This is a genomic window from Mycobacterium sp. C31M, assembly GCF_053345865.1.
Window position 1 is genome coordinate 320,536 of the sequence record NZ_JBKFAX010000003.1, and the last position, 23,221, is coordinate 343,756.

General features: G+C 66.0%; 27 protein-coding genes. 18 read left to right on the plus strand and 9 right to left on the minus strand.

What is annotated here, in order from left to right; translation table 11 throughout:
* Positions 1 to 22 precede the first annotated feature (22 nt).
* Positions 23 to 382 (plus strand): hypothetical protein, encoded by a 360-nt coding sequence (locus tag ACLBYA_RS06395; RefSeq protein ID WP_447708511.1) that lies wholly within the window; start codon positions 23 to 25, stop codon positions 380 to 382.
* Positions 383 to 478: 96 nt separating this feature from the next.
* Positions 479 to 2,083: an SLC13 family permease gene (locus tag ACLBYA_RS06400; RefSeq protein WP_447708512.1), complete on the plus strand. Its 1,605-nt coding sequence runs from the start codon at positions 479 to 481 to the stop codon at positions 2,081 to 2,083.
* Here ACLBYA_RS06400 and ACLBYA_RS06405 read toward each other — a convergent pair.
* Positions 2,004 to 2,663: a TetR family transcriptional regulator gene (locus tag ACLBYA_RS06405; protein WP_447708513.1), complete on the minus strand. Its 660-nt coding sequence runs from the start codon at positions 2,661 to 2,663 to the stop codon at positions 2,004 to 2,006. The two genes, ACLBYA_RS06400 and ACLBYA_RS06405, sit on opposite strands and share 80 nt — an antisense overlap.
* Positions 2,664 to 2,743: 80 nt before the next feature.
* Between ACLBYA_RS06405 and ACLBYA_RS06410 the strand changes: the two genes are divergently transcribed.
* Genes ACLBYA_RS06410 through ACLBYA_RS06425 form a run of 4 tightly spaced genes read left to right on the plus strand, consistent with a single transcriptional unit; the run spans position 2,744 to position 5,525 of the window.
* Complete coding sequence (locus tag ACLBYA_RS06410; protein ID WP_447708514.1) at positions 2,744 to 3,574, plus strand: mycofactocin-coupled SDR family oxidoreductase; 831 nt, start codon at positions 2,744 to 2,746, stop codon at positions 3,572 to 3,574.
* Positions 3,571 to 4,374 carry a mycofactocin-coupled SDR family oxidoreductase gene (locus tag ACLBYA_RS06415; RefSeq protein ID WP_447708515.1) on the plus strand — a complete coding sequence of 268 codons (804 nt, stop codon included), beginning with the start codon at positions 3,571 to 3,573 and terminating at the stop codon, positions 4,372 to 4,374. Before ACLBYA_RS06410 ends, ACLBYA_RS06415 begins: the two co-directional genes overlap by 4 nt.
* 18 nt (positions 4,375 to 4,392) lie before the next feature.
* Positions 4,393 to 5,205, plus strand: a complete 813-nt coding sequence (locus ACLBYA_RS06420) for a carboxymuconolactone decarboxylase family protein (protein ID WP_447708516.1) — start codon at positions 4,393 to 4,395, stop codon at positions 5,203 to 5,205.
* The gene (locus tag ACLBYA_RS06425; protein WP_447708517.1) at positions 5,202 to 5,525 is read left to right on the plus strand and encodes an aldehyde dehydrogenase family protein; all 324 of its coding nucleotides are present in this window, start codon (positions 5,202 to 5,204) and stop codon (positions 5,523 to 5,525) included. Before ACLBYA_RS06420 ends, ACLBYA_RS06425 begins: the two co-directional genes overlap by 4 nt.
* On the opposite strand, the gene ACLBYA_RS06430 is transcribed toward ACLBYA_RS06425, so the two are convergent.
* Positions 5,474 to 6,313 (minus strand): mycofactocin-coupled SDR family oxidoreductase, encoded by an 840-nt coding sequence (locus ACLBYA_RS06430; protein ID WP_447708518.1) that lies wholly within the window; start codon positions 6,311 to 6,313, stop codon positions 5,474 to 5,476. The two genes, ACLBYA_RS06425 and ACLBYA_RS06430, sit on opposite strands and share 52 nt — an antisense overlap.
* An 85-nt stretch (positions 6,314 to 6,398) precedes the next feature.
* The gene (locus ACLBYA_RS06435) at positions 6,399 to 6,977 is read right to left on the minus strand and encodes a TetR/AcrR family transcriptional regulator (RefSeq protein ID WP_447708519.1); all 579 of its coding nucleotides are present in this window, start codon (positions 6,975 to 6,977) and stop codon (positions 6,399 to 6,401) included.
* Positions 6,978 to 7,100: 123 nt separating this feature from the next.
* On the opposite strand from ACLBYA_RS06435, the gene ACLBYA_RS06440 reads away from it, so the two are divergent.
* The gene (locus tag ACLBYA_RS06440; RefSeq protein WP_447708520.1) at positions 7,101 to 7,325 is read left to right on the plus strand and encodes a ferredoxin; all 225 of its coding nucleotides are present in this window, start codon (positions 7,101 to 7,103) and stop codon (positions 7,323 to 7,325) included.
* Complete coding sequence (locus ACLBYA_RS06445; protein ID WP_447708521.1) at positions 7,322 to 8,602, plus strand: cytochrome P450; 1,281 nt, start codon at positions 7,322 to 7,324, stop codon at positions 8,600 to 8,602. Before ACLBYA_RS06440 ends, ACLBYA_RS06445 begins: the two co-directional genes overlap by 4 nt.
* A 5-nt stretch (positions 8,603 to 8,607) precedes the next feature.
* Here ACLBYA_RS06445 and ACLBYA_RS06450 read toward each other — a convergent pair whose 3' ends face one another.
* From ACLBYA_RS06450 to ACLBYA_RS06470, 5 genes are read right to left on the minus strand one after another with little or no spacing between them, the layout of a single operon-like run.
* Complete coding sequence (locus tag ACLBYA_RS06450) at positions 8,608 to 9,192, minus strand: TetR family transcriptional regulator (RefSeq protein ID WP_447708666.1); 585 nt, start codon at positions 9,190 to 9,192, stop codon at positions 8,608 to 8,610.
* 34 nt (positions 9,193 to 9,226) lie between these two features.
* A complete protein-coding gene (locus ACLBYA_RS06455) occupies positions 9,227 to 9,886 on the minus strand; it encodes a GntR family transcriptional regulator (protein ID WP_447708522.1) in 660 nt (219 codons plus the stop codon).
* A 39-nt stretch (positions 9,887 to 9,925) separates the two neighbouring features.
* On the minus strand, positions 9,926 to 10,876 hold the full coding sequence (locus ACLBYA_RS06460; RefSeq protein WP_447708667.1) for a transketolase family protein: 951 nt from the start codon (positions 10,874 to 10,876) through the stop codon (positions 9,926 to 9,928).
* A 29-nt stretch (positions 10,877 to 10,905) separates the two neighbouring features.
* Positions 10,906 to 11,733, minus strand: a complete 828-nt coding sequence (locus tag ACLBYA_RS06465) for a transketolase (RefSeq protein WP_447708523.1) — start codon at positions 11,731 to 11,733, stop codon at positions 10,906 to 10,908.
* Complete coding sequence (locus tag ACLBYA_RS06470) at positions 11,733 to 13,070, minus strand: MFS transporter (protein WP_447708524.1); 1,338 nt, start codon at positions 13,068 to 13,070, stop codon at positions 11,733 to 11,735. The genes ACLBYA_RS06465 and ACLBYA_RS06470 overlap by 1 nt, the downstream gene beginning before the upstream one ends.
* 210 nt (positions 13,071 to 13,280) lie before the next feature.
* On the opposite strand from ACLBYA_RS06470, the gene ACLBYA_RS06475 reads away from it, so the two are divergent.
* The 6 genes from ACLBYA_RS06475 (at position 13,281) to ACLBYA_RS06500 (ending at position 18,410) form a co-directional block, all read left to right on the plus strand.
* Positions 13,281 to 14,147: a sugar phosphate isomerase/epimerase family protein gene (locus ACLBYA_RS06475; protein WP_447708525.1), complete on the plus strand. Its 867-nt coding sequence runs from the start codon at positions 13,281 to 13,283 to the stop codon at positions 14,145 to 14,147.
* A gap of 13 nt (positions 14,148 to 14,160) precedes the next feature.
* Positions 14,161 to 14,931, plus strand: a complete 771-nt coding sequence (locus ACLBYA_RS06480; RefSeq protein WP_447708526.1) for an SDR family NAD(P)-dependent oxidoreductase — start codon at positions 14,161 to 14,163, stop codon at positions 14,929 to 14,931.
* Positions 14,932 to 14,987: 56 nt separating this feature from the next.
* A complete protein-coding gene (locus ACLBYA_RS06485; protein ID WP_447708668.1) occupies positions 14,988 to 16,694 on the plus strand; it encodes a dihydroxyacetone kinase family protein in 1,707 nt (568 codons plus the stop codon).
* Entirely contained in the window at positions 16,691 to 17,152 is a 462-nt protein-coding gene (locus tag ACLBYA_RS06490) for a ribose-5-phosphate isomerase (RefSeq protein WP_447708527.1), read from the plus strand. The genes ACLBYA_RS06485 and ACLBYA_RS06490 overlap by 4 nt, the downstream gene beginning before the upstream one ends.
* Positions 17,153 to 17,167: 15 nt before the next feature.
* The gene (locus tag ACLBYA_RS06495) at positions 17,168 to 17,734 is read left to right on the plus strand and encodes a thiaminase II/PqqC family protein (protein WP_447708528.1); all 567 of its coding nucleotides are present in this window, start codon (positions 17,168 to 17,170) and stop codon (positions 17,732 to 17,734) included.
* A gap of 61 nt (positions 17,735 to 17,795) precedes the next feature.
* Positions 17,796 to 18,410 (plus strand): TenA family protein, encoded by a 615-nt coding sequence (locus ACLBYA_RS06500; RefSeq protein ID WP_447708529.1) that lies wholly within the window; start codon positions 17,796 to 17,798, stop codon positions 18,408 to 18,410.
* A 232-nt stretch (positions 18,411 to 18,642) separates the two neighbouring features.
* Here the strand turns inward: ACLBYA_RS06500 and ACLBYA_RS06505 are convergent, their stop codons facing one another.
* Complete coding sequence (locus ACLBYA_RS06505) at positions 18,643 to 19,209, minus strand: type 1 glutamine amidotransferase domain-containing protein (protein WP_447708530.1); 567 nt, start codon at positions 19,207 to 19,209, stop codon at positions 18,643 to 18,645.
* An 84-nt stretch (positions 19,210 to 19,293) separates the two neighbouring features.
* On the opposite strand from ACLBYA_RS06505, the gene ACLBYA_RS06510 reads away from it, so the two are divergent.
* From ACLBYA_RS06510 to ACLBYA_RS06525, 4 genes are all read left to right on the plus strand, one after another.
* Complete coding sequence (locus ACLBYA_RS06510) at positions 19,294 to 19,902, plus strand: TetR family transcriptional regulator (RefSeq protein WP_447708531.1); 609 nt, start codon at positions 19,294 to 19,296, stop codon at positions 19,900 to 19,902.
* A gap of 53 nt (positions 19,903 to 19,955) precedes the next feature.
* Positions 19,956 to 20,657 carry a hypothetical protein gene (locus ACLBYA_RS06515; protein ID WP_447708532.1) on the plus strand — a complete coding sequence of 234 codons (702 nt, stop codon included), beginning with the start codon at positions 19,956 to 19,958 and terminating at the stop codon, positions 20,655 to 20,657.
* A 246-nt stretch (positions 20,658 to 20,903) separates the two neighbouring features.
* Positions 20,904 to 22,436, plus strand: coding sequence for a MorD protein (locus tag ACLBYA_RS06520; RefSeq protein ID WP_447708533.1), 1,533 nt, complete (start codon positions 20,904 to 20,906; stop codon positions 22,434 to 22,436).
* Positions 22,433 to 23,218 (plus strand): AAA family ATPase, encoded by a 786-nt coding sequence (locus tag ACLBYA_RS06525; protein WP_447708534.1) that lies wholly within the window; start codon positions 22,433 to 22,435, stop codon positions 23,216 to 23,218. Before ACLBYA_RS06520 ends, ACLBYA_RS06525 begins: the two co-directional genes overlap by 4 nt.
* Positions 23,219 to 23,221: the final 3 nt, after the last annotated feature.

The following is a 23,221-nucleotide window of genomic DNA, read 5'->3' on the forward strand; positions in this document are numbered from 1 at the left end:
TTGGTGTAGAGGTGGTTCTCGAATGATTGCGGCGACCCTGGGTTGGGTGGGAGCGGTAGGCACGCTGTTCGCGTACCTGGCCGTCAGTCGTGGTTGGCTGTGCGGCAGCTCGCGTCGATACGCGGTGCTCAACATCGCAGGCGGGGCGATGGCCGGTACTGCCGCAGGCATGTACGGCGCCTGGCCGAGTGCCGCGTCGAATTTCGTCTGGGCGCTGATCGGGGTCGTGACGGTGGCCACCCACCTGCGCGAGGCGCGGCGAGCACGGGTGAACGCGGTATTGGTGACGACGATCCCGGCCCCGCGGTACTCGCTGCGCCGAGTGATCGACGAGCCGCACACCGAGCCGTTCGGTCACTCCGCGGTGCGCGCGATCGCCTGACCCGTTCGGCGCAGGATTAAGCCGCGCTCGGAACGGGCACTTCTGTCAGGTCGCACAGTGACCTGCGCCACAACGGCGTGACGTGCAGGAGGGGCCATGAGCACCGAGCAGCCTGTGAAGAAGACCGATGTCGACAAGGCGCTGATGGGTGGCGCCACCTACCGCAGCCTGGGCGAACAGCGTCTCAGCCCGCAGGAGGAACGGTTCGAGAAGGGCCGCCGCACCATCGGGCTGTTCCTCGCGCCGGTGCTCGCCGTGGTGTTCCTGCTGCTCCCGCTGGACATCCCGCCCCAGCAGCAGACGCTCGCCGGTGTGCTGCTGGGCGTCATCGTGCTGTGGGTGACCGAGCCGGTACCCATCCCGATCGGCGGCCTGCTGGGTGTGGCGATCATCGTCTTCCTCGGCGTTGCACCGGTCGACGATGTGCTCGGCCCGTTCGGTTCCTCGACGGTCTTCACCTTCATCGGGGCGTTCATCCTCGCCCAGGCGATGCTCAAACATGGTCTGGCGCGGCGGTTTGCGTTCAAGATTCTCGCGCTGCCCCGCGTCGGACAGTCCACCACCGGGGTCATCCTGGCGTTCGGCGCCATCACCTGTCTGCTGTCGGCCTTCGTATCCAACACCGCCACCGTCGCCATGCTGCTGCCGACCGCCATCGGGATCATCGGCGTCATCGCCAAAATCCTTCAGGCACAGGGCAAGGTCGAAGACGATTTCGATCCGCTACGGCTCAAGGTGGGGGCGGCCATCATGCTGATGCTGGCCTACTCGGCCAGCGTGGGCGGCCTGTTGACCCCGGTCGGCAGCCCGCCGAACCTGATCGGGCGCGGTCTCATCGAGGAGGCCACCGGCGAGAAGATCAGTTTCGGGCAGTGGATGGTGCTGGCCGCACCCATCTGCCTGGCCATGTTCCTGGTGCTGGCGCTCATCCTGATCAAGCTGAACAAGCCGGAGCTCAAGCACATCGACGGTGTCTCCGAGTACGTCGCCGAGCAGCGCGCCGAGATGGGCAACCTATCGCGCGCCGAGAAGAACACGCTGGTGGCCTTCGGCATCACGGTGTCGCTGTGGATCCTGCCGGGTGTCATCGCGCTGATCTTCGGCAACGACTCCGATATCTACACGACGATCAGCGACCGGCTCGACGAAGGCACGGTCGCGGTATTCGGTGCCGCGCTGTTGTTCCTGCTGCCCACCGATTGGGAGCAACGAGAATTCACCTTGCGGTGGAAGGACGCGGCGGCCATCGACTGGGGCACCGTCGTGTTGTTCGGGACCGGCATCATCTTCGGATCGCTGCTCGCCGACACCGGCCTGGCCGAGACGATCGGTACCTCGGTGGCCGACGGACTCGGGTTCACCAGCGTCATCGCCATCACGATCTTCGCGGTTCTGCTGGCGATCGTCGTCTCGGAAACCACGAGCAACACCGCCGCGGCGGCGGTCGTGGTGCCGATCATCATCCCCATCGCCGTTGCGGCGGGTGTCAATCCGTTCGTACCCGCGCTGGCGGCCACCTTCGCCGCGTCCTTCGGGTTCATGTTGCCGGTGTCCACGCCGCAGAACGCCATCGTCTACGGATCCGGGGCGGTGCCGATCACCACGATGATCCGGTCCGGGATCACGTTCGACGTCGCCGGGGCGATCCTGATCGTGGCGTTGCTGCCGGCGATGGTGGCGGTGCTGGGGTTGGGGTCCTGAGCGCGGCCTCGGCTTCGTAACCCCGGGTGAGCCAGTAGACCGTCCTGTCGAGGATCGGCAGGATCTCGCCGACCTCGATCTCGCCTGCCGAATGACGGGCGAGCAGACCATAGATGACGCTGCTGAGGCTCGCGTTGAACTCGGCGACGAACGCGTCATCGACACCGGCGAGCGCCTCCAATCCGGCGGGTGCGACGAGTTCGAGGCCGAACTGGAACAGCTGCTGGCCCTGCGGGGATGAGCGCACCCGGAAGTAGACCGTCAGCATCCGCGGATGGCGTTCCCACGGTTCGAATATCGGCCGCAACAGCTGCATGACCGCCTGATGCAGCGTGGTGCCCGGTGTTGGTGTCTGTGCGGGCAGCCCTGCATAGCGATGCCGCTGGGTCCAGTACTGCAACGCGGCCAGGATCAGATCGTCTCGGGTGGCATAGCGCTTGTAGATGGTGGCCAGCGACGCCTGGGCCCGGCGCGCGACGGCACGCAGCTGTACCGCGTCATAGCCCTCGGTTTCGAGCATGTCGACGACGACATCGAGGAGTCGGTCGCCCTCGGGCGGCGGTGTGTCGCCGACGTTCATCGCCCTTGCCCTTTCGTGAGTAACGCCGTTACCCTATCCCGAGTAACACAGTTACTCTGCGTTCGGGAAGCGAGGAAACAATGGGTCCACTGGATGGCAAGGTCGCCTTCATCACCGGTGTGGCGCGTGGGCAGGGCCGAAGTCACGCGGTCCGGCTGGCGTCCGAAGGCGCCGACATCGTCGGTGTGGACATCTGCGCGGACATCGATGCCAACGGCTATCCGATGGCGTCGCGCGACGAACTGGACGAGACGGTGGCGCTGGTCGAAGCCGCAGGCGGAAAGATGCTCGGATCGGTCGCCGACGTCCGTGACTTCGGGGCTCTGAAATCCGCGGTGGATGCCGGGGTCGAGCACTTCGGCCGCCTGGACATCGTGTTGGCCAATGCGGGAATCGCACCGACTGCCTTTCGCGAGGTCGGTATCGAGGAAGACCTGGATATGTGGACCGCGGCGATCGACGTCAACCTGGTCGGCTCGTTCCACACGGCCAAGGCGACCATCCCGCATCTCATTGCCGGGGGACGTGGCGGCGCGATTGTCTTCACCAGCTCGACCGCCGGTCTCAAGGGGTTCGGCGGATCGCAGGGTGGCGGCCTGGGATATGCGGCATCCAAGCACGGCATCGTCGGGCTCATGCGTACCCTTTCCAATGCGCTTGCACCGCAGAGTATTCGGGTGAACACCGTGCACCCGACGGCGGTGAACACCATGATGGCGACGAACCCGGCGATGACGGCGTTCCTGGAGGCCTACCCCGATGGCGGGCCACACCTGCAGAACCCCATGCCGGTCTCGCTACTGGAGCCGGCCGACATCAGCGCCGCGATCTCGTACCTGGTCTCGGACGCCGCCAAGTACGTCACCGGGGTGACCTTCCCCGTCGACGCCGGATTCTGCAACAAGCTATGAGCGGCCGCGTCGAGGGCAAGCGGGTCCTGATCACCGGGGCTGCCCGCGGAATGGGACGCAGTCACGCCGTCCGGTTGGCGCAGGAGGGTGCCGATCTGATTCTGGTCGACATCTGCGAATCACTGCCGGAGATCGAATACCCGCTCGCCACAGCGGAAGACCTTGCCGAAACCGCGGCTCTGGTGGCCGAGCATGGGTGCCGGGCAGTCACCCATGTCGTGGATGTGCGCGATGGGCAAGCCCTGACGGCGGCGGTCGACGACGGTGTGGCGCAGCTGGGTGGTTTGGACGCCGCGGTGGCCAATGCGGGTGTGCTGACCGGGGGAACCTGGGACACCACCACCGCCGAACAGTGGCGCACGGTCGTCGACGTCAATCTGATCGGCACGTGGAACACCTGCCGGGCCGCCATCCCGCACCTGGTCGAGCGTGGTGGTGCGCTGGTCAACATCAGTTCGGCGGCCGGGATCAAGGGCTCGCCCCTGCACACCCCGTACACGGCCTCCAAGCACGGTGTGGTCGGAATGAGCAAGGCGTTGGCCAATGAGCTTGCCGCAATGCGTATCCGAGTCAACACCGTGCACCCGACCGGGGTACCGACCGGCATGCAACCGGCGATGCTGCACCAACTGCTGCACGACACGCGAGGCGATCTCGGCCCGATCTTCCAGAATGCGTTGCCGATCGTGATGGCCGAGGCCGTCGATATCAGCAACGCGGTGCTGTTTCTGATCTCCGACGAGGCCCGCTACGTCACGGGCCTGGAGTTCAAGGTGGATGCCGGCGTGACCATCCGATGATCTGCGAAGGGAATTGATGTGACCGCATTCTCTACCGATCGGATCGAACGCGGCCGGCGGGCGTATGCCGACATCATGACGCTGCCCGCCCCACAGGACACCTCTCCGGCGACGCGGCATCTTCTCGACTTCGTCTTCGCCGAGGTCTGGCAGCGAACGGGGCTGACCCGCCGTGAGCGCCGGTTCGTGACGTTGCCCTGTGTCGCGGCCGCCGATTCCGAGGCCCCGATGCGTGACCATGTCTATGCCGCCCTCAACAGCGGCGATCTCAGCATCGTCGAGATGCAGGAGGCGGTGCTGCATTTCGCCGTGTACGCGGGCTGGCCGAAAGCCTCCCGGTTCAACATGATCGTCGACGAACAGTGGGACCGTATCCATCGAGAACGAGGCTTGCCGGTGCCACTGCCGCAGCCGCTGCTGCCGCTGAGCACACCGAGTGATCCCGAGGCCAGATTGACCGTTGGTGAGAACTCGTTCAGGGACATCAACTGTCTGCCGTATGCACCACAGCGCGACAACCCCTTCCAAGGTGCCGGCATCCTCAACTTCGTCTTCGGTGAGATGTGGCTGCGGCCCAATCTGGGTATGAAGGAACGACGCCTGATCACGGTGGCCTGTGTCGCCTTCCAGGATTCCCCGTATCCGATCCTCAGTCACGTCTATGCAGCTTTGAAGAGTCGCGACATCTCATTCGAGGAAATGGATGAACTGGCCCTGCATTTCGCGGCGCACTATGGCTGGCCGAAAGGTTCGCACCTGAATCAGGTGATCGCGGAACAAAAGGAACGGGTCACCCAGGAGTGGGTGGTCGAGGGAGCAGCCACCTCGTGACTACTGTCGACCTCGATACGCCCATCGGTCTGTTGATCGGCACCGACCGACTCACCGTGACGTCGCAGGATCCCCATGCGCACATCTACCCGGGTAACGGCACACCGAATGCGACGGTGGCACTGGCCGGTCCGGCCGAGGTCGACCTGGCGGTAACCGCAGCCACAGACGCGCAGCGGCAATGGATGGCATTGGGTGTCGATCGACGCCGAGACTCGATGATCGACCTGGCCGACGTGGTGCACGAGAGCCTCGGCGAGCTTGCCGGCTACTTCAACATGCTTCCGGCATCGACCGTCACCGGAAGTCCGGTGACATAACGGGATTCGTCGGAGGCGAGGAACAGCACAGCATTGCTGATGTCGACCGGCTCGACCCAGCCGATCGGCAGCACGTGCATCATCTGTGCGACGACGGCCATATCGTCGGGGCCCGGATTCTCCAGATCGGGACGGAACAGCTTCATTGTCCCCTCGTTCATGAACATCGGGGTGTTCACATTCGTCGGGCACACTGAGTTGACGCGGATGAAGTGCTGACCGAGTTCGACGGCGAAGGTACGCATCAGGCCGATCACACCATGCTTGGCGGCGATGTAGTGACCCGTGTTGGGGTAGGCCTTCAACCCGCCGACCGAGCTGGTCAGCACGATCGATCCACCTTCTCCGCCGGCGATCAGATGGGGCACAGCGGCTTTGACAGTCTTCCAGACGCCGGACAGGTTGATCCCGATCATGTCGTCCCAGTCGTTCTGGGCTGTCTTGTCCAGTGTTTGGCCACCGTTGCCGATTCCGGCGTTGGCCACGATGATGTCCAACCGGCCGAGTTGCTCGACGCCGCTGTCGACGGCGGCCTTGAGTGCGTCGAAATCACGGACGTCGACCTCCGCGGTGACGATTCGCCGGTTCAGGCCCTTGACCAGATCGGCGGTCTGGGCCAGGTCGTCCGGTGTGGACGGCGCGATCTGGGCGTCCGGGGCGATCGGCCCGCAGATGTCGACCGCGATGATGTCGGCACCCTCCTCGGCCAGTCGTACGGCGTGGCTACGGCCCTGGCCTCGTGCCGCGCCGGTCACGAAGGCAACCTTGCCTGCAACGCGTCCTGTCATGTGTGCACCCCATCTCGGTCGACAGATACTGATCGATCGATCAGGAAGCTAGGCTGGGGTCGGCCAGCTTGTCAACCCCTGGGTGTCAGTCGGCGAGTGCGTCGAGCTGCGCCTCGACGAGCCGGCGCAGCTCGTCGTGGCCCAGCGTGAGTCCGACGGCTTCCTCATTGCAGAGGCTGCGGGCGATCTGGGCGATCAACATCGACACCGCCACGGGTGGATACTTCTCCAGGTCGATTCCGCGGGCACGCAATGCCACGGTGACCGCTGCCGTTTCGATATCGCGCACCCGCTCGGCATAGGCGCGCAATTCCGCGCGGATCACCTTGCGATGGTTGGCCAACGCCATGAACTCCGTACTGAGGATGCTGCGACCATTATCACTGTTCAGCGCCCATAAAGCCTGCAGTGGATCGTCGTCGGTGAGTGCGGCGCGCATATCGTTGAGGGCGGTATCTGCCCCGGCGCGTAGGACTTCGACGAACAGGTCGTCCATCGTCGGAAAGTAGTAGTAGACCAGGGCCTGCTTGACGCCCGCCTCCGCCGCCACCCGCCGCGAGGTGGCCGCCGCATAACCCTCGTCGCGCATCAGTTTCGCGGTGGCTTCGATGAGGCGATCCCGGGCGTTCGGATCGCCGGACCGGGGTTTGCGCGCCGTCGTCATGCAACGGCCCCCGGCCGCCCGGTGGTTGACCGTCCGAGCCGGACCATGGTAGGCATGGCGCATTCTAACAGTTTGGTCGATCGATCAGTATCGTGTCAGAATCAGCCCGGATGGAGGAGTCTGATGGCTATGCGACGAATGGTCGTGGTCGACCCGAAACTGTGCGAGGGGCACGCGCTATGCCTCGACACGGCTCCGGAGGTGTTCGACGTCGGAGATGACGATGTCGCGGTGTGTATAGCGCATCCGGACCCAGCCCTGTGGCCCGCGGTGCACGCCGCCATCGATGCCTGCCCACGCGGAGCGCTCAGCATCCGCGAAGAGCAACTCGAAAGGACTCAGCAATGACCGATCTCGTCGAGGCGGACTTCTTCTCCGACTACGCGATCAGCCAGTCGCCGTACGAGTACTGGGATCGACTGCGCGAGTTGGGCCCTGTGACCCGTGAGCCGCACTACGGGGTAGTGGCCGTCACCGGCTACCCGGAGGTCATGGCGGCCTTCAAAGACCACGAATGCTTCTCGGCGGTGAACGCGATCGGTGGGCCCTTCCCGCCGTTGCCGTTCACCCCCGACGGTGATGACATCAGCGAGCAGATCGAGGCACATCGGCACCTGTTCCCGATCCACGAGCACATGGTGGTGATGGACCCGCCGGCGCATGAGAAGGCGCGGTCGCTGCTGAGCAAGCTGTTGACGCCACGACGCCTGAAGGAGAACGAGGACTACATGTGGCGACTGGTCGACAGCCAGATCGACCAGTTCATCGATAACGGGCGATGCGAGTTCCTGTCCGAGTACGCAAAGCCGTTCGCGACATCGGCGATCATCGACCTGCTCGGTGTGCCCGAAGATGACCGGCCGGAATTCCTGGCCGCATTGGGCGCCGAGCGGCCCGACGGCAACCGGGTGGGTGCACTCGACGGGGAACCTGTCGGCCTGGACCCCCTGCAGTATCTGGACGACAAGTTCCTCGGTTATCTGACCGAGCGGCGCCGGTCGCCGCGGGAGGATGTGCTGAGCGGGATGGCCGCCGCGCTGTATCCCGACGGGTCGACCCCGGAGCTGATCGAGGTGGTCAAACCGGCGACGTTCCTGTTCGCCGCCGGCCAGGAGACCGTCACCAAACTGCTCAGTGCCGCCGTCCAGACTCTCGGCGATCGACCGGAGTATCAGCAGTTGCTGCGTGAACAGCCGGACCGCATACCGGCTTTCATCGAGGAGGCGGTACGGATGCACTCGCCGACGAAGGTCGACTTCCGGCTGGTCCGCAAGTCCACCACGCTCGGTGGGGTCAACCTGCCGGCCGGCACCATCGTGATGCTGTGCCTCGGTGCGGCCAACCGGGATCCGCAAAAGTTCGAGGACCCGCACGAGTTTCGCCCCGACCGCAAGAACGTCCGCGAGCACATCGCCTTCGGCCGCGGTATCCACACCTGCGCCGGCGCCCCACTGGCGCGGGTCGAGGGCCAGATCACCGTCCGTCGCCTACTGGATCGGATGAGTGAGATCCGCATCGACGAGTCGGCGCACGGCACCGCCGCCGACCGTCGGTACGCCTACGACCCGACCTTCCTGCTACGGGGACTGACCGAGTTGCGCATCGAATTCACCGCAAGGGCCTGACCGCGTCAATGCGGGCGAGGCGAAAGCTGGGTCTCCAATATCTGCAGCGCCGCCGACAGCGAGTCCTCGGTCATCGGGGTGCCGTGCGCCGCGGAGATCAGTACCCCGACGATCGCTCCGGCGAGCACCCGCCGCGTGGCGGCATCGGCCGGCGCGTCATGGCGGCCGTCCATCGCCTCGGCGATGCTGTCGATCAGCCGAGTGTAATCGGAGTAGAGCAGGCTGCTCGCCTCCGGCACCTCGTACATCAAGCGTTGAGCAGTGGCGGCCGCCTCGCGTTCGGCAGTGGACAGCGCGCCGAACACCTCCGCCAAGCCGTGCCGGTAGGCCGCCACGACGGACAGTTCCTGCGGTGCCTTGGCGAACGCTTCGACGATCGGGTCGATCAGTTCGTCATTGATCAGGACGGATTCCTTGCCGGCGAAGTACCGGTAGAAGGTGCGCGGCGAGATATCGGCCGCGGTGGCGATCTGTTCGACGGTGGTGTCGGTGTAGCCCTGTTCGACGAACAGTTCGAACGCGGCGTGCCGGATCGCGAGCCGGGTCCTGACCTTCTTGCGCTCCCGCAGACCGTTCACTTCTTCCGGCATCGCCACCAGGTCAGTGTCCCTCAAAGGTGGGCCGTCAGCCCACCAATGTGTTCGCGGCCCCGGCCATGTGTTCGGTGACCGTGGCGGCCGCGCCGTCACCGTCCCCGGATTCGATGGCGTCGACGATGTCGTAGTGCCGCTTGGCGTTCATGTTGCGGATGGCGCGGTCGACGCCGGCGAACATGATCGACATCCGGATGCTGCCCTCCAACGAGGTCCACTGGTGCACCAACGTCTCGTTGCCGGTGAGCTGGCACATGGTGCGGTGGAAGCGCAGATCGGCTTCGATCCGGTCCTCCAGATTGGCCTCCGCCCAGCGGTCCATCTCGTCGACCGCGTGGCGCAGTGCCGTGACCACTTCCGTCCGGTCGGGCAGCGAGGCGAGCTCGCGGGCCGCCAGCGACTCCAGGGCGGCGCGGACGTTGAAGATGTCGCGGATCTCCTTGGCGTCCAGATGCCGTACTGACAGCCGTCCGCGTGCACCGGCCGAGATCAGACCTTCCTGCTGCAGCTGCCGCATCGCCTCGCGCAGGGTGCCGCGGCTGATCTGCAACGCATCAGAGAGGTCTGTCTCGACCAGGTGGGTACCCGGAGTGAGTTGGCCGGTGGTGATGGCGCGACGCAGTGCGGTCAGCGCCTGCTCGCGCAGGCTCGTCTTCTCCAACCGCAGCAGCGACGTGGAATCCACAGACATGCCGCGCTCCTTGACTGTCAACATTCAGTTGTCAACAGCCTACAGCCGGTCCAGCACCGCCGCGACCAGACGCGCGGTGGCCAGGCCGTAGCGGTCGTGCAGGGTCGGCAGGGCGCCGGCGGCCAGGAACTCATCCGGCAGCGCCACCGGGGTGATCTGCTTGGCTACCCCGCGCTGTGCGGCCTCTGCCGCGACCGTCTCGAACAGGCCGCCGACCACCGTGTGGTTCTCGCACGTGACCACCAGACGGTCCGTATTCAGCTGGGCGAGCACGGTATCGGCGTCGAAAGGTTTGATCGTCGGGGTGTGCACGACGGCGACGTCCACCTTGTGGGCGGCCAGTTGTTCGGCCGCCTGCAGGGCGCGCATCGTCATCAGGCCCGAGGAGATCAGGACGACGTCATTGCCGTCGCGCAGGACCTTGGCCTTGCCGAGCTCGAACCGGTAGTCGTACTCGTCCAGCACAATCGGTACGTTGCCGCGCAACAACCGCAGATAGGTCGGCCCGGGATGCTCGGCCAGCTGCGGGACCGCCTGCTCGATATCCACCGAATCGCACGGGTCGACGATCGTCAGGTTGGGCATCCCGCGGAAGATGGCGATGTCCTCGGTGGCCTGATGCGACGGGCCATACCCGGTGGTCAGGCCGGGCAGTCCGCCGACGACGTTGACGTTGAGGTTGGGCTCGGCGATATCGAGGCAGATGAAATCGTAGGCCCGCCGCGCCGCGAACACCGAGTAGGTCGACGCGAACGGGACCAGTCCGGTCTCGGCCATTCCCGCGGCGGCACCGAACAGCAACTGCTCGGCCATGCCCATCTGAAAGAACCTGTCCGGGAACTGATTCGCGAAGATGTGCATATCGGTGTACTTGCCCAGATCGGCGGTCAGCCCGACGATCCGGTCGTTCTCTTGGGCGGCCTTGACCAGTGCGTGCCCGAACGGGGCCGGGGTGGTCTTCTGTCCCGGATCGGCGAACGAGGCGATCATCGCCGAGGTCTTGAGCTTGGTCGGTGCGCTCACGCTGGAACTCCTTCAAAACCTGCGGTCAGTTGCTCGCGGCAGATCTGCCACTCGTCGGCGTCGATGCGCATGAAATGCGCCTTCTCGCGGTTCTCCAGCAGCGGGACCCCTCGGCCGATCCTGGTGTCGCACAGGATGACCGACGGTTTCTCGGCGCTGACCCCGTCGAAGGCCGCCAGCAGGGCATCGACGTCGTTGCCGTCCACCCGCGCGACATGCCACCCGCAGGCGGCCCACTTGTCGGCAACCGGCTCGGTGCGCAGCACGCCGACGGTCGGCCCGTCGGCCTGCAGCGCGTTGATGTCCACCATCGCGATCAGATTGCCCAGCCCGTGGTGGGCGGCACCCATCGCCGCCTCCCACGTCGAACCCTCGTCGAGCTCGCCGTCGGACAGGAAGTTGATCACCCGCGAGTCCGAACCCTGGTGCCGCAGACCGAGTGCCATCCCGACGGCGACGGTCAGGCCGTGGCCCAGCGAGCCGCCGGAGATCTCCATTCCCGGTGTGTAGCTGGCCATTCCGGACATCGGCAGCCGGGACTCGTCAGACCCGTAGGTCTCCAACTCGTCGACCTCGATGATGCCGGCCTCGGCCAGGGCCGCGTACAGCCCGATCGCGTAGTGCCCGGTCGACAGCAGGAAGCGGTCACGCCCTGTCCAGTACGGATCGTCGGCCCGGAACTTCAGCTGGTCGACGTACACCGCGGCGAGTATGTCGGCCGCGCCCAGCGCCTGTCCGACGTAACCCTGTCCCTGAGCTTCACCCATGTTCAGGGCGTGGTGGCGCATCCGGTACGCCGCCTGGCGCACCCGTTGGCCGCGCATCAGCGGACCAGGTCGTGTCGTGCGGCGGTGGTGGCCTTGTCGGCGGCCTCGCGTTCGGCGGGACCCCAGGTCTCGCGGGTCATGACGGCGGCCCACAGGCCGATCGCGGCGTAGACGGAGAACAGCACCGCCGGGCCCATCCAGCCGAAGCCTTCGAACAGCAGCGTGGTGATGAACGGGGTGAAGCCGGAGATCATGGCCGAGATCTGGTAGGCCAGTGACGCACCCGAGGTGCGGGTGTTCGCGTTGAACAGCTCCGGGAACCAGGCGCCCTGGGCGCCGGCCAACGCATTCTGGCTCACACCGTAGGCGACCACGAATGCCGCGATGATCGCGATCATCAGCCCGGTGTTGACCATCGCGAACATCAGGATGCCGAACGGGATGCCGAAGGCACACACCGCCAGATAGACCGGTCGACGACCGACCTTGTCGGTCAGGGAGGCCCAGCCGAAGGTCGCGAAGATGCCGAGGAACGAGGCGATGCACAGCGCGGTGAGCGTCTGGCTGGCCGTGGCCAGGCCGGAGTTCTTCAGGTAGCTGATCATGTAGGTGATCGACACCGCATAGCCCGCCGTCTCGGCGATGCGAAGGCCGATGCCGCGCACGATGTTTCGCCAATCGGTGCGGATCACCTCGACGATGGGGGACTTGACGATCTTGCCGGAGTCCTTGACCTCTTCGAAGACCGGGGACTCGGGCACCTTGGCGCGGATGATGAGGCCGACGATGACCAGGATGATGCTCGCCAGGAACGGCACTCGCCAGGCCCAGTCCCCGGGCAGATGCACGCTGACCAGGAAGGTCAGGTTGGCCAGCAGCAGACCCACCGGGAAGCCGGCCTGCACGATGCCGGTGTAGCGGCCCTTCTGCTTCCACGGCGCGTGCTCGTAGGTCATCAGGATGGCGCCGCCCCATTCGGCGCCGAACGCCAGACCCTGGATGATGCGGACCGTCACCAGCAGGATCGGGGCCAGCATGCCGACGGCGGCGTAGGTCGGCAGCAGGCCGACGACGAAGGTGGCCAGGCCCATGATGATCAGCGAGGCGACCAGCACGGGCTTGCGGCCGACCTTGTCTCCCAGGTGCCCGCCGATGATGCCGCCGATGGGTCGGGCGGCAAAGCCCACACCGAGAGTGGCGAACGCGGCCAGGGTGCCGGCGACCGGACTGGAGTTCGGGAAGAACGCGGTACCGAAGTACAGCGCGGCGGCCGTGCCGAAACCGATGAAGTCGTAGGTCTCGATGACGGCGCCGACTCCGGAACCGACGGCTACTCGCCGACTGTCGGGGGTGCCGTTTACCGGACCTCGCATCTTCAGAGCGTCGTCGCTCATGGTGGACATCCTTTCAAATCCAGTTCTACCTGGCGTTCCTACTGCCCATTCCGGTCACTGTCGACGGTCAACAGTGCCTCAGCTCACTCAGTGTGACCACGCCCACAAGTCATTGTCAACAGTCAACACAAATAATCTGTTGCCCGTTGACTGTTAACAGTCAACTCAGATAGTGTGCCGGGCATCACAACGTAGGAGGTGACGTAGGACGTGGCATCGACAGGCTTTTTCAACAGCAGGCTCGGCTGCTCGACGATCAGCTTCCGGCACCAGCCGCTGCCGCAGGCGCTGGAGACGATTGCCGGCCTCGGATTCACCGAGATCGACCTCGGCGCACTGCCCGGTGTCTGCGATCACGTGCCGTATGTGCTCGATGAGGCCGCGGTCGCGCAGGTCACGGCGACCGTGGCGGCCTCCGGGCTCAGGGTGCGGTCCATCAACGGAGATATCGGTGACCTGAACGCGGGGCCTGGGGGCGAGCGAAGCGACGGGGGAGGGCCAAGCCCGGATGTGCACGAGGGCCGTGACCGGCATGCGCAAATGCTCATCGAACTGGCCGCCGGCACCGGAGCCCGGGCACTCGTGCTGCCGTGCGGGGCGCTGGACCACCAGCCGATCCACTCACTGTCGGCCGACCTCGACCGGGTGGCCACCGAGCTCAAGACCGTCGCAGCCACCGCCGAGCGCCGCGGTGTCGCGCTGTGGACCGAGTCACTGCACTACCACCGGCTCTGTTGCGACATCGAGCGGGCGCAGGCGCTGACCGACCGGCTCGGTGACCGCGTCGGCATCGTGATGGACTTCAGCCACATCGTCGCCTCCGGCGCAGACCCCGTTGACTTCGTCGACCGGTTCGGCCCGCGCATCGCGCACGTCCACATCCGCGACGCGGTGCCCGGCAACATCAACCTCTCGGTGGGCAACGGGGCCGTCGACTTCGGCCGTGGCCTCAAGGCGCTCGCCGATGCCGGCTATACCGGCCACTTCTCGCTGGAGCTCGAGACCCGCGACGTCACCCATGAGCAACGCCCCGCAGCGGCCGTCGCCGCCGCACAACTGATTTCCGACCTGATCTGACAAGGAGCAACCCATGACCGACCAGAAGACCGCCGTCATCACCGGCGCCACGTCCCCCAAGGGCATCGGCCTCGCCGTCGCCGAGCGCTACGCCAGCGAAGGCTGGGCTGTGGTGATCCTCGACCTCGACGCCGAGTTGAGCGCCAAGATCGCAGCCGAGGTCGGAAACCAGTACGCGGTACCGGCTTTCGGTCATGCCGTCGACGTCACCTCGGTTGATTCGGTGGACGCGGCTCAGGCTGCGGTGGCAGCCGAGGTGGCCGCGGGCAACCTGCCTCCGGTGGGCGCGCTGGCCAATATCGCCGGTATCACCTCCCCGGTCCCATTCCTGGAGACCGATCTTGACCTGTGGAACAAGGTGATGGCGGTCAACGCCACCGGTACCTACCTGGTCACCAAGGCGTTCCTGCCCACCATGGTCGAGCAGGGCTGGGGCCGCATCGTCAACATGTCCTCGGTGAGTGCGCAGCGCGGTGGCGGTGTGTTCGGCAAGGTGCCCTACTCGTCGGCCAAGGCCGCGATCCTCGGCTTCACCAAGGCGCTCGCCCGTGAGATCGCCGACACCGGAGTCACCGTCAACGCGGTCACCCCGGGTGCGGTGGACACCGATATCCGCGTGGGCTCCACCGACGAGCAGGAGGCCAAGCTGGCCGCCGATATCCCCGTCGGACGCACCGCGACCACCGATGAGGTGGCCGCCGTCATCACCTTCCTGTCCAGCAAGGACGCCAGCTACCTGACCGGGACCACCGTTGACATCAACGGCGGCAGCCACATTCACTAGATGAGGTCAGTGCGATGACTCGACTGTTCAATGATCCGGCGACCTTCACCGAGGACATGCTCGCCGGCTTCCTCGACGCCAACGCGGGCTACGTCACCGGCGTGACCGGCGGTGTGGTGCGCGCGACCGAGACCCCGGCGGGCAAGGTCGCCGTGGTGGTGGGTGGCGGATCCGGGCACTACCCCGCCTTCTGCGGGGTGGTCGGGCAGGGTTTCGCCGACGGCGCCGTGGTGGGCAACATCTTCACGTCCCCGTCGGCACATGAGGCCGCCTCGGTGGGGCGCGCCGCCCACGGTGACACCGGGGTGCTGTTCCTCACCGGCAACTACGCCGGTGACGTGCTGAACTTCGGGCTCGCCGTCGATCAGCTCCGCAGCGAGGGCATCGACGCGCGTTTCCTGGTGGTGACCGACGATATCGCCAGTGCCGCAGCCGAAGACATCGCCAAACGCCGGGGTATCGCCGGTGACTTTACGGTCTTCCGGTGTGCCGGCGCGGTGGCCGAGGAGGGTGTCGACCTGGACACCGTCGAGCGGGTCGCCGCCAAGGCCAACGCCGCCACCCGCACGCTCGGGGTGGCGTTCGACGGTTGCACCCTGCCGGGTGCCCCGCGGCCACTGTTCACCGTCGATGCCGGGCAGATGGATCTGGGCCTGGGGATCCACGGTGAACCCGGTGTATCGAGCCATCCGATGCCGACCGCACACGAGTTGGCCGAGTTGCTGGTCGACGGTGTGCTCGCCGAGAAGCCCGAGGGTTCCTCGAACCGCATCGCGGTGATTCTGAACGGATTGGGCCGCACCAAATACGAAGAGCTGTTCGTGGTGTGGAAGACGGTGGCGGCCCGCCTCGCCGAGTCCGGGCACACCGTCGTCGCACCTGAGGTCGGGGAGCTGGTCACCAGCCTCGACATGTCGGGCTGCTCGTTGACGGCCATGTGGCTCGATGACGAGCTCGAGCGGCTGTGGACCGCACCGTGCGACACCCCGGCTTACCGCAAGGGTGCGGTGGCGGCCGGATCGTCGGCACGTCGCGCGGAGACGGCCGGTGCCGAGTCGCAGGCCGTGGTGATCAAGGGTGACCTGGCCTCCCACCAGGTGGGTGCTGCTGTGGCCCAGGGAGTCTCATGGATCGCCGCACAGATGGTGGAGGCGGAGGCCGAACTGGGGCGCATCGACGCCATCGCCGGTGACGGCGACCACGGCCGTGGCATGGTCAAGGGCTCCATGGCTGCCGCGGATGCGGCGGCCGCCGCGGTGCGGGCCGGCGGCGGTACCGGCGCGGTCCTGACAGCCGCGGGCCAGTCGTGGGCCGCGAAGGCGGGTGGCACCTCCGGGGTGCTCTGGGGCGCGGCACTGGCCGCCGCTGCCGCCCGACTCGGTGATGCCGGTGCGCCGTCCGATGCCGATGTGGCGTCGGCCCTGCGGGCCGGGCATGACGCGCTGGTGGACCTGGGCAAGGCGAAACCCGGCGACAAGACCATGCTGGATGCACTCGGCCCGTTCGTGCTGGCCTTCGAGAACGCCGTCGATGGTGGAACCGACTGGCGCACAGCCTGGCTGGAGTCGGTCGAGGTAGCCCAGAAGGCTGCGTCGGCCACCGCCGAGCTGCGTCCCAAAGTCGGCCGAGCCCGGCCATTGGCCGAACGCAGCCTCGGAACCCCTGATGCGGGCGCGATATCCCTGGCCATGTGTATCCACACCGTGGCCGAACTGATCGACGTCGGGATCGTGACGTCGCGTATCGAAGAGGAGCAAATATGACGATGCGACTGGTCATCGGCTGCGACGACGCCGGACTGCAATACAAGGACATCCTGCGCGCCGATCTGGAGGCCGACCCGCGGGTCGACTCCGTGGTCGACGTCGGTGTCGGCGCCGGCGAACACACCGCCTACCCGCACGTCGCGGTCACCGCGGCCCGGATGGTCGCCAACGGTGCCGCCGACCGCGCGCTGCTGATCTGCGGAACTGGTCTCGGTGTCGCCATCGCCGCCAACAAGGTGCCCGGCGTCCGCGCGGTCACCGCACATGACAGCTTCTCCGTCGAACGCGCGGTGCTCAGTAACAACGCCCAGGTGCTGTGCTTCGGCCAGCGGGTCGTCGGCATCGAGTTGGCCCGCCGGTTGGCCGGCGAGTGGCTGGGTTACGAGTTCGATCCGGCGTCAACCTCGGCTGAGAAGGTCGCGGCCATCTGCGGATACGAGCCGCAGAACGCGTGAACTAGGGTTGGCGGTGTGTCAGATGATCTGTGGACGGCCGCCACTCGACATCCGTTCCTCGACGCGGTGCGCGACGGCACCATCGCCGACGCCGCCTTCGACCGGTGGCTGTCGCAGGACGCGCTGTTCGTCGCGGACCTGCTGACGTTCCAGGCCCGGCTGCTGGCGCGCGCACCGCGACCGGCCCAAGGCGTGCTGGCCGGCGGCTGCGCGGCCCTGGTCGCCGAGTTGGACTGGTTCGACGGGCACGTGGTCAACCGCGGCATCGACAGGGATGCGGCGGCGCTGCCGACGACCTTGGCCTACCGCGAACTGCTGCAGCGCCTCGATGCCGAACCCTTCGACGCGGCCGTCACCGCACTCTGGGTCATCGAGCGGGTTTACCTGCTGGGCTGGACATCTGCGAAATCGGCAACGTCGCCCTTTGGCGAGTTCATCGAGCATTGGACGGTCCCGGAGTTCGGTGAATACGTCGCCGGGCTGGAGAAGCTTGCCGCACCCGATGCGCACGCGGCGCTGGTCGATGACGTGCTCCGGTTGGAGGTCGCCTTCTGGAACATGGCGTGGGAGGAGGCCGCATGAGCGAAGCTTGCGAGCGAATCGACAGCGCAGCATGCGGAAGCCGAGCCTGCGAGGTATCCGCATGACACTGTCAGCCCAGTTGTGGTCGGAGAACGCCGATATCGTCGCCGACGTAATGGACAACGCCTTCGTGCGTGGTATCGGTGACGGGTCGCTGGATACGGCATTGTTCGCCGGGTACGTCGCCCAGGATGCGTATTATCTCGAATCCTTCGCCCGCGCCTACGCTTTGGCGCTGGTGCGCAGCACCGACACCGCGACCTTGCTGACCTTTGCCGACCTGCTGGCCGGCGTGCGCGACGAGCTTGGCCTGCACGCGTCGTACGCCGCCGAGTGGGGGATCGACATGGCCGGTGTGCAACCGGCCGCGGCCACGCTGGCGTACACCGAGTTCCTGTTGGCCACCGCCGCCACCGGGGAGATCGGCGTGATCTGTGCCGCGATGACACCGTGCATGCGGCTGTACGCGCATATCGGATCGACCCTCAACGCGAGTTCTGCAGGTCCCTACGCGAAATGGGTCCTGACCTACGCTGATCCCGGCTTCGAAGAGGTCGCCGCCCTGCTGGAGCGTCTGCTGGACCAACACGCGGCCGACACCCCCGCGGTACGCAGCGCCTACCGTCGGGCGATGCGACTGGAGTTGGAATTCTTCGCCGCGGCGTGGAACGCCTGATCTACCTGGGCGTGGAACGCCTGATCTACCTGGGCGTGGAACGCTTGATCTACCTGGGCGTGGAACGCCTGATCCCGCACGACGTGCGGCCCTTGATCGGACGTGGCTTCAGTCGAAACCGGGTGAAGGCTGTTTCGGCTGAACCTGGGTACGAAATTCGGCGCGTGGGCGTACCTGGCTTCCGCCGAAGCCAGGGCAGGGCCGTTTCGGCTGAAGCCAGGTACGTGCGCTATCAACACTGCGTCACTGGAGCTTTCGCGATCGCGTCGATGACGGCTGCGTTGAACGCGGGCAGGTCGTCGGGGGAGCGACTGGTGATCAGGTTGCCGTCGACGACGACCTCTTCGTCGACCACGATGGCCCCGGCATTGCGCAGGTCGGTGCGCAGGCTTGGGTATGACGTCAGGGTGCGGCCCTTGGCGACGCCGGCCTCGACCAGCGTCCACGGCCCGTGGCAGATCACTCCGACCGGCTTGCCCGATTCGACGAACGCGCGTACGAAAGCCACAGCGTTCTCGTCCGAGCGCAGTTTGTCCGCATTGACGGTGCCCCCGGGTATGACAAGGCCATCGAACTCGTCGGCTTTCGCGTCCTTGACCAGACGGTCCACGGTATAGCTGCCCGATGGCTCCAGGTCGTGGTCACGGGCGTCGATATCGCCATCCTGCAGTGACAGCAGAGTGACCACGGCGCCGGCCTTGTCCAGCGCGTCGCGCGGTTCGATGAGTTCGAGACGCTCGACCCCGTCGGTGGCGAGGATGGCGACCTTCTTGTCGGAAAGGGGCGCGGTGTTGCTCATGAGATTCGGCATTCCCGCTCGGCCGGTAGCCAAACATGCCCAGGATATTGTCGATCTTGTGGTGGCAGAGCAGACGGAGTGGATATGGCAGCGGTGACCGGGACGGCGAACAAGCTCTCCGCACGCGAGGCCAAGCGCCTGCAGACCCGAGAGCGGTTGTTGGGAGCGGCGGTTGCCGAGTTCAAACGCTCGGGGATGGCCGAGGCCGATGTCGCGGCGATCGTCGCCGCCGCGGGTGTCGCGCACGGCACCTTCTTCTTCCATTTCCCCACCAAGGAACATGTGTTGCTGGAGTTGGAGAAGCGCGAAGAGGATCGGATGGCCAAGCAGTTCGGCCGGTTCCTGGACAAGGGCCACGATCTGGAGGCTGCGCTCACCGAGGCCGTCCGGTTGGTCCTGGGCCTGGAGCGCAGGCTCGGCGACCTGTTGTTCAAAGACTTTCTCGCACTGCATTTCTCGCAGACCCGCCCGCCGTCGGAGGACGGCGGGGATCACTCGCTGGTGCTGCTGTTGGCGCAACGGTTGGAGCAGGCGAGCGAACGTGGTGAGATCGCCGCCGATGTGGAACCGATGAACAGTGCGGTGTTCTTCCTGCTGGGTCTGTATGCCCTGGCGATCACCACGAATGACCCGATGCGCCGCGGTCTGCTCGAGGATCTGGTGAAGCGATCGTTGCGCAGCATTGCGTCCTGACCGGCATAACCGGTATTGATCGCCGCCGATTTCTATGACTAGAGTCAGTGAACATGCGACCGGCGGCCGGTTCGGCGACCCGTAGTGGACTGAATCTCGACGAGCACATGGAGGAGTCGCGGCTGGCCCAGCGCCAGGCCGACAAGTGGTTGATCAGTGGCAGTCTGTTGATCGGCACCGCGGCGCTCGGCATCTTCGGACTGCCGCTGTTCCTGCGCGGGGTGTGGCTGCTGCGCCGGGCCCAGCAGAACGGTCTGTCGGTCCGGCCGATGATGGTCACGCTGCTCGGTTACCTGGTCATCATCGATGCCGCGATCAACACCGTCGGGTGGGCGCTGGACCTGGTCGGCAGTCACACACTGCTGGCCCGGGTGCTGCTCAACGGCTGGGGGCACATGTTCGATGCCGGCTACTTCTGGCACTTCAACGAACTCTGGGTGGGCGGAGCCGCAGGTCCCGGCGAGAAAGCGATGGAGGTGGGGATGATCCTCACCGTCTTCACCATGCGCATCGCGGCGGGGATCGGCTTCCTGCAGATGAAGCGCTGGGGGCAGCAGTGGATGATCGTGACCTGCTGGATGGGCGTGGTCATCTGGGTGCTGTACGTGTTCAACATGACGATGTATGCCGACGTCCGGTTCGCCGGCACCATCTTCCCGGTCGTGGGGTGGTGGCTGTACGACATCTTCTACATCACCCCCTTCCTGGCGATCCCGTATCTGCACACGGTGAACCGCGAGATCTTCACCGACTGAACTGCTCCCCACCGCGCGCGAGCAGACGCAAAACTGCGGCCAAGGGGCCGAAATCTGTATTTCTGTGTCTGGTCGCGCCAAAGATTTCATTGACTCAAGTCATTAAATTGAAGTAGAAAGCTAACGTGGACTACGTCTGGGAAGTGCTGCGCTATGTCGCGGCGTGGGGTGGCACCGGTTTGGTGATCTGGTTCTGGTACTGGATGTTCTCCAACATCGGAACGTTCTGAACGCCGGCCCCGCACAATGGTGGACCTGCAGGACGCTTCGGCGATGGCGCTCGAACGCAGCTGCGCGCTGACCGCCGTCGCGCTCAGCGCGCAGCACCGTCAGGGCGCGCGGTTGGTCACCGGGCCTCATCGCCGGTTCGGTCTCAGCTATTCCCGGGGCTTCGTCCACGTCCCGTATCCGGGAACCGATGGATCGTGGACGCGCCGCTCGCTGACATGCGGTATCGCACTGCAATGTTCGATATCCAAGGACAGGATCGGCGAGTACCGCCTCAACGAGCTGTCCGAGCGGGAACTGTGTGCACTGGCGTTGATCGAGGCCGGTGTCGCACTCGGCTGGGTTGCCGCCCGTTGGCCGGGCCTGATGCCGGAATTCGCACGGCTATTACCTGATTTGCGCCCGGCCGATCCGAACACGAACGCGCACAGCATGATCGGCCACGCGATCGACCTTGCGGGTCGACCGGCGCCGATCCACATCGATCCGCTGTTGGGCGGCCTGCCCGCAGTGTTCACCGATGCCGCAGGCCTGACCGACAAACTGCGTCGGCAGTTCGGCCGGATGCCCTGGACGACCACGCAGAAGCGGATGCCGCGGCCCTACTCGGTCCCCGTCGGCGGGGACGGCGGTGTCCGCAACCCGAACCTGCCACCGCCGAGTCGGCCGCAGGACAACGATATGGATGTCACCCCGCAGCATCGTCCCGGTATCCCGTACCCGGAGTGGAACGAGTGGACCGAGCAGTTCCTCGCCGACCATGTCGCCGTCCTCGAACTGGCCCGCGACCGCCGCATCGGAGCTGCCACCACGAACTCGGCCGACCTGCGGAAGTGGTTCCAGGAGAGCACCCATCGTGCGATGGTCAACCGGTTGGAGGATGGCTCCGACCTGGACATCGAGTCCTACGTCCGCCACTTCGTGGACCTGCGTACCGGCGAAGCGCCGCAACCCAGGATGTTCCGCGAATTGCAGGCCACCGACCGCGATGTCAGCACGGCACTGCTGTTGGACGGCAGTTCCTCGCTCGGCGTCCACGGCGGCCGGGTGTTCCGGCTCGAACTCGCCTGCGCTGACGCGCTGTCGTGGGCGATGACCCATGCCCGCGAGCGGCACGGCATCTTCGTCTTCACCGGGAACACCCGACACCGGGTGGAAGTACGTTGCCTCAAGGACTTTCCGGAGCGCCGCTTCGTCCCGCCCAGCGGGCTGGGGTTGGCCACCGGGGGCTACACCCGACTCGGAGCGCCCATCCGCCACCTCACCAGCCGGTTGCTCGCCCAGCCTTCGGAGCGCCGCCTGCTGATCATCATCGGCGACGGGATGATCTCCGACGAAGGCTACGAGGGCCGCTACGCCTGGGCGGACACCGCGCATGCCGTCGACGAGGCCGCCGACGCCGGTGTGTCGGTGTACTACGTCGGTGTCGGCCCCGCCCGGGTTGATCCGCTTCCGGAAGTGTTCGGACCCAAACGATCCCAACGAATCCGACGAGTCGAGGAGTTGCCCAGAGTGCTGGCACATGTGCATCGGGAGTTGGTTGCGGCGTGACCACCTACTTCGCGAACGGCAACGAAGTCGAACTCTTCGAGCAGGCGTTCACCCGCCGTATCCCGGTGATGCTCACCGGGCCCACCGGGTGCGGCAAGACCCGATTCGTCGAGCATATGGGGGCGCTGCTCGGACGCCCCGTCGTCACGATCAGCTGCCACGACGATCTGACCAGTTCCGATCTGGTCGGCCGGTTCATGGTGACCGGCGGCGATGTCATCTGGACCGACGGCCCGCTGACGCGGGCGGTGAAGTCCGGGGCGATCTGCTATCTCGACGAGGTGGTCGAGGCACGGCACGATTCGCTGGCCATCCTGCACTCGCTGACCGACCACCGCCGCACCCTGTACCTGGACCGCGCCGACGAGACAGTCACAGCACCGGATGAATTCATGCTGGTGTGTTCCTACAACCCGGCGTACCGCAGCTCACTCAAGGAGCTCAAACCGTCGTTCCGGCAGCGGTTCGTCACCCTGTCGATGAACTATCTGCCGCCCGACCGGGAAGCCGCGGCGGTGGTCGCCGAAACCGGGATCGACCCGGCGGTGGCGCATCGGTTGGTCCAGAGTGCCATCGCGATCCGCAGCGCGGACGAGGCCTTTCACTTCGAGCCACCGTCGACCCGCGTGCTGGTGACTGCCGGTCAACTGATCGCCGCCGGTGCCGGCGAACTCGATGCCGCACAGGCCTGCATCCTCGCACCGCTGAGCACCGACGGAGCCATCAGCGACGGCCTCCGTGAGATCGCAGCAGCCGGGCTGCTCACCGAAGACAGACACTAGGAA